Annotated in this window: 5 protein-coding genes; 3 read left to right on the plus strand and 2 right to left on the minus strand. The window is 71.5% G+C overall.

All coding sequences use genetic code 11. The features are described 5' to 3' along the window. Together H5J29_RS19350 and H5J29_RS19355 are read right to left on the minus strand one after the other, a co-directional pair. Positions 1-254, minus strand: a 254-nt coding sequence (locus H5J29_RS19350; protein ID WP_220187639.1) for a biotin/lipoyl-containing protein, incomplete at its 3' end; no start/stop codon positions are given. 26 nt (positions 255-280) lie between these two features. After that, positions 281-2461 carry an alpha-ketoacid dehydrogenase subunit alpha/beta gene (locus tag H5J29_RS19355; RefSeq protein ID WP_181782459.1) on the minus strand — a complete coding sequence of 727 codons (2181 nt, stop codon included), beginning with the start codon at positions 2459-2461 and terminating at the stop codon, positions 281-283. Positions 2462-2554: 93 nt separating this feature from the next. Here H5J29_RS19355 and H5J29_RS19360 point away from each other — a divergent pair, with 93 nt between their 5' ends. The 3 genes from H5J29_RS19360 (at position 2555) to glnT (ending at position 5264) form a co-directional block, all read left to right on the plus strand. After that, entirely contained in the window at positions 2555-3064 is a 510-nt protein-coding gene (locus H5J29_RS19360; RefSeq protein ID WP_181782461.1) for a VOC family protein, read from the plus strand. A 14-nt stretch (positions 3065-3078) separates the two neighbouring features. After that, entirely contained in the window at positions 3079-3741 is a 663-nt protein-coding gene (locus H5J29_RS19365) for a GntR family transcriptional regulator (protein WP_246394057.1), read from the plus strand. Between the two features lie 146 nt (positions 3742-3887). Next, complete coding sequence (glnT, locus tag H5J29_RS19370; RefSeq protein ID WP_181782463.1) at positions 3888-5264, plus strand: type III glutamate--ammonia ligase; 1377 nt, start codon at positions 3888-3890, stop codon at positions 5262-5264. Positions 5265-5449: the final 185 nt, after the last annotated feature.

Genomic DNA, 5449 nt, shown 5'->3' on the forward strand with positions numbered 1-5449 from the left:
ACGCTCCGTGGTCGCAGAATCGACCCGAGCAGCGCCAGCGGGCTGCCGACGCCGGCCTCGGCCCCCGCCGCGACCAGGGACCGGAGCAACGTCGCGTCGCCCTCCGCCTCGACCTCGACGAGGGCCTTGTCGGTCTCGATGAGGGCGATCGCGTCGCCCGCCTTGACGGTGTCCCCCGGCTGGACGAGCCAGTCGGCGATCACGACCTCGGTGGCGCCTGCGGCCACCTCGGGGACGAGCAGGAGTTCAGCCATGGTGGTTCCTCGCGTGCGGTGGGGGTTCAGGAGGCGGCGACGGCCCGCAGGGCGGCCACGACCTCGTCGGTCTTGGCGATCGCCGCCCGCTCGAGGACCTTGCTGATGCTCGGCGAGGCCTCGGCGCCGGTGACGCGCTCGACGGGCCCGTCGAGCCAGTCGAACAGCCGGCGCTGGATCTCGTCGGCGAGCCAGCCGCCGTACGAGGTGCCGAGCGCGCCCTGCTCGACGACCAGGACGCGGTTGGTCTTCCGCACGCTCTTCTCGATCGTGTCCCAGTCCACGGACGCCCGGTCCAGCCACCGCAGGTCGATGAGATCCGCCGAGACCTCGGGAACCTGGTCCAACGCCTCGAGGCAGTGCCCGACCATGGTCAGGTAGGAGATGACGGTCAGCTGCTCGCCCTCGCGCCGCAGCGCCGCCCGGCCGACCTCGATGAGGTAGTCCAGGTCGTCGACCGGAGCGGTGCCCTGCGTGGCGTAGAGGTCCACGTGCTCGAGCACCACGACGGGGTCGTCGCACTTCAGGGCGGTGTTCATCAGGCCGACGTAGTCGAACGGGTTCGACGGGGCCACGATGCGCAGGCCCGGCGCGGTCGCCAGGACGCCCGCCGGGTCCATGGAGTGCTGCGAGCCGTAGCCGGTGCCCGCGGCGAGCTTCTGGCGCAGCACGAACGGCACCGCGCTGTCCCCGCCGAACATGTGCCGGGCCTTGGCGACCTGGTTGAACAGCTGGTCGGCGGCCACCCACATGAAGTCGGCGTACATGAACTCGACGACCGGGCGGAACCGGCCGTCCAGCGCCATGCCGCCGCCGAGCCCGGTGAACGCGTTCTCGCTGATCGGGGTGCCGAGGACGCGCTCGGGGAACAGCTCCAGCGGCTTCCTGGTGGCGCCGTTGGTGCCACCCTTGAGCCCGTCGACGTCCTCGCCCAGCACGACGATGGACGGGTCGGTCTCCATGCGCCGCGCCATGACCTCGCTGACGAGGTCGATGAACCGGCGCTCGGCCAGCTCGCCGCCGAAGGTGTCGAGCTCCTCGTAGCGCGAGCCCGCGAGCTCGGAGAGGTCACCGCGCACGCCGACGTCGACGAAGTCGGTGTCCGGCCACAGCGAGTCGATGATCTTCCGCTGCCCGGGCTTGCCGCCCTCGAGGGGCTCGAGGAAGCCGTCTCCGATCTCCTTCATGACCGCGTCGGCCTCGGCCGCGGCCGCGTCGACCTCCTCCTGGGTGGCGAGCCCGCGCGAGACGACCGCCCGGCGCAGCTGCGCCAGCGGGTCGCGCTCGCGCCAGGCCGCCTCCTCCTTCTTGTCCCGGTAGCCGAACGCGCTCCCCGGGAAGGGTCCGTTCTGGTGGAAGAAGCGGTAGAGGTCGGCCTCGACGATGGTCGGGCCGCCGCCTGCGCGCATGTGGTCGACGGCCTCGGTCATGGCGGCGTGCACGGCCAGGGTGTCCATGCCGTCGACCCGCCAGCTGGGGATGTTGAACCCGAGGCCGCGCGCGGACAGGCGCGGCTCGGCCGTCGCCTTCGCCACCGGGGTCGAGACGGCGTACTGGTTGTTCTCGATGAAGAAGCAGACCGGGAGCTTCCAGGCGGCCGCGAGGTTGAAGGTCTCCAGCACCGAGCCGATGTTGACGGCGCCGTCGCCGAAGTAGGTCACGCTGACCGCGTCCGTGCCCGCGCGGAGCATGTTCCACGCGAAGCCCGCGGCCTGCGGCACGCCGCCGCCGACGATCGCGTTGGTGCCCATGGCACCCGCATCGCGCCACTGCAGGTGCATGGACCCGCCCCGGCCGTGGCAGTAGCCGTCCGCCAGGCCGCAGATCTCGGCGAGGGTCCGGCGCAGCACCTCGCGGACGTCGACGGAGAGGTCCGGCAGCTCCCCCGTCTTCTCGACGACGACGTGGCCGAAGGCCTTCGCGAGGAACTGGTGGTGGCCGCGGTGCGAGCCGTTGACGAAGTCGTCCGAGCGCAGCGGCAGGATCGACCCGACCGCGCCGCCCTCCTGGCCGATGCTCGAGTGCGCGGGCCCGTGGACCAAGCCCTGACCGGCCAGCTCCAGGACGTACTGCTCGAAGGATCGGATCCATTGGATTCGGCCGAGCATCTGCAGGAGCAGGTCGCCGTCGGCCGTCCTCCAGTCGTTCCGACCGGCGCCGATCTCCACCCAGGGGGCAGCTGGCCTGAGGTTCTTACGGGTGGTCATGAAAGGATCCTTTGAGGGTTCGACTGTGGACAACCTCGGGGTCGTCGCCCACACTAACGTTCGAATGGATCCATTCGCAAGAAAGTAGGGCACATGACCGCACCGCTGCCTGACGTCCGGGGCGTCGACCACATCGGCTTCACGGTCCCGGACCTCGACGAGGCACACGAGTTCCTGGTCGGGGTGCTCGGGTGCGAGTGCCTGTACACACTCGGCCCGATGCGAGACGACGGCTCCTGGATGAGCGAGCACATGGGGGTGGACGACCGGGCGGTGATGCGCCGCATGCGGTTCTACCGGCTCGGCGGCCAGGCGATCTTCGAGGTGTTCGAGTACGACGACGCCCCGGGGCAGGCCACGGTGCCGCCCCGCAACAGCGACGTCGGCGGGCACCACGTGGCGCTCTACGTCGAGGACCTGGACGCGGCGATCGAGTCCCTGCGGGCACACGGCATCGAGACGATGGGCGACCCGACGGTGAGCCGCGGCGCGAGCGCGGGGCAGCGCTGGGTGTACTTTCGCAGCCCCTGGGGCATGCAGTTCGAGCTGGTGTCCTACCCGGACGGGAAGGCCTACGACAAGAACCCGTCGGCCTTCGCATGAGCGTGGTCAGGACGATGTCGACTCAACCCTCGCCCGTCGAGAGCAGGCGGATCGCCGACGCCGTCCGCGCGCAGATCCTCGCGGGCGACCTCCCGCCGGGGGCGCGGATCAAGCAGGACGAGATCGCCGCCGAGCTCCGGGCGAGCAGGCTGCCGGTCCGGGAGGCACTGCGCATCCTGGAGTCCTCCGGGCTGGTGGTGCTCAAGGCCAACTCGGGCGCGTGGGTGGCGGAGATGACCCTCGCCGACCTGCGGATGTCCTACACGGTCCGGGAGCGCATCGAACCGCTCCTGCTCCTCGACAGCCTCCCCCGGCTCGACGAGGCGGACGTCGCCCGACTGCACGAGCTGCAGGAGCGCATCGAGGAGGCCGCGGACGTCGAGCACTTCCTGGTGCTGGACCGCGAGTTCCACTGGCTCACCTACAGCCGGCACAGCAGCCCGCAGCTCGCCCAGATCGTCGCCCGGCTCTGGGACACCACCCAGCACTACCGGCGGACCTTCGCCGCGATGGCCGGCAGCCAGGGCTCGTGGACGATCCAGGCCGAGCACCGGCTGCTGGTCGACGCCATCGAGCGGCGGGACGGCGAGACCGCCGAGTCCGTGCTCGCCCTCCACATCCGCCGGACCAGCGTCGAGCTCTCCCGACACCCCGAGATCTTCACCGCGGGGCGCTGACCCTCGAGCCTCGCGATCGGCGGCCGCCCCACGCCGTCGCCGTGTGCGGAAACACGATCGTCACAGCCCGACGGGTTTCCTGTCATGCGACGTTGATTCATGATGAGAGACTGTGATTTCTCGTGGCGACGTCGAAGGGACCGCACATGGCCTCGGAGGGTTTCACCCTGGTGCGCACCGAGCAGGGGTCCGACGGCGCCGTCGCGAGTACCCCGTCGCTGGCCGAGCGGGCTCGGGCCGACGGGGTGCGGTTCCTGCTCGCCCTGTTCGTCGACCTCACCGGCAAGCCGTGCGCGAAGCTGGTCCCGGTCGAGGCGGCCGACGAGCTGCAGCACGAGGGCGTCGGGTTCGCCGGGTACGCGGTGGGGGCCATCGGACAGCAGCCCAGCGACCCGGACCTGGTCGCGATCCCCGATCTCGAGAGCTACACCCCGCTCCCCTGGGTCCGCGAGGGACTGGCGCTGGTGCACTGCGACCCCCACGTCGAGGGCGTGCCGTGGCACTTCGCCCCCCGCGTGATCCTCAAGACGCTCATCGCGGAGGCCGAGTCGCGAGACCTGGAGCTGTTCGCCGGGGCCGAGGTGGAGTACTTCCTGGTCCACCGGGCGGACGACGGCACGCTCGCCCCGGCGGACGGCAAGGACGTCGAGGCCCGCCCCTGCTACGACGCCCGCGGCCTGACCCGCATGTACGACCACCTCACCGGCATCTCCACCGCGATGAACGCGCTGGGCTGGGGCAACTACGCCAACGACCACGAGGACGCGAACGGCCAGTTCGAGCAGAACTTCGCCTACGCCGACGCCCTGACCACCGCGGACCGCGTCATCACCGCCCGCTACCTGATCTCCGTGCTCGCCGAGCAGCGCGGCATGACCGCCACCTTCATGCCCAAGCCGTTCGCCGACCGCACCGGGTCCGGGATGCACCTGCACCTCTCGCTCTGGAGGGACGGCGCGGCGCTGTTCCCCGACGCCACCGACGACCGCGGCTTCGGGCTCTCCGAGCTGGCCTACCGCTTCCTCGGCGGCATCCTCGACCACGCGCCGGGCCTGCAGGCCGTGCTGGCGCCCACGGTGAACTCCTACAAGCGCACCGGCGCGACCTCCACCCGCTCCGGGGCGACCTGGTCCCCCCGGCGCGCGACCTACGGCGGCAACGACCGCACCCACTTCGTCCGGATCCCCGACCACCACCGCATCGAGCTGCGCGGCGGCGACGGCTCGGCCAACCCCTACCTGGCGCTCGCCGCCGCACTGGCGGCCGGGCTCGACGGCATCGCCCGCGACGTCGACCCCGGGGCGCCCGCCACCGGCCCGGACGCGGTCGCGCTTCCCGACCTGCCGCCCACCCTGCTGCACGCCGTCGAGGCCCTCGCCGCGGACCCGGTCGTCCGCGCCGGGCTCGACGCCGCGGGTCCGGGGGTGGCCGAGTACTTCGCCACGCTCAAGCGCGAGGAGTTCCTGGACTGGCACGGCACCGTCGGCCCGTGGGAGCACGACCGCTACCTCACCGCCTTCTGACCCGCGAACCACCGAGAAAGGAGACGGCCCGTGTGCGGGATCGTCGGACTCCACCTGCGTGACCCTGAGCTCCATCCCCGACTCGGACACCTGCTGGAGACCATGGTGTGTGGCGTCGTCGAGCGGGGGCCGGACTCCGCGGGCGTCGCGATCTACGGCGACCGTCGCCGCAGCCCCGAGGGGTG

Source organism: Pseudonocardia pini, from assembly GCF_013870575.1.
GTDB classification, from domain to species: Bacteria; Actinomycetota; Actinomycetes; order Mycobacteriales; family Pseudonocardiaceae; genus Pseudonocardia; species Pseudonocardia pini.

Coding starts and splice junctions, on each gene's coding strand:
- H5J29_RS19355 (WP_181782459.1), bottom strand. CDS start 2,461: ATGACCACCCGTAAGAACCTCAGGCCAGCTGCCCCCTGGGTGGAGATC.
- H5J29_RS19360 (WP_181782461.1), top strand. CDS start 2,555: ATGACCGCACCGCTGCCTGACGTCCGGGGCGTCGACCACATCGGCTTC.
- H5J29_RS19365 (WP_246394057.1), top strand. CDS start 3,079: ATGTCGACTCAACCCTCGCCCGTCGAGAGCAGGCGGATCGCCGACGCC.
- glnT (WP_181782463.1), top strand. CDS start 3,888: ATGGCCTCGGAGGGTTTCACCCTGGTGCGCACCGAGCAGGGGTCCGAC.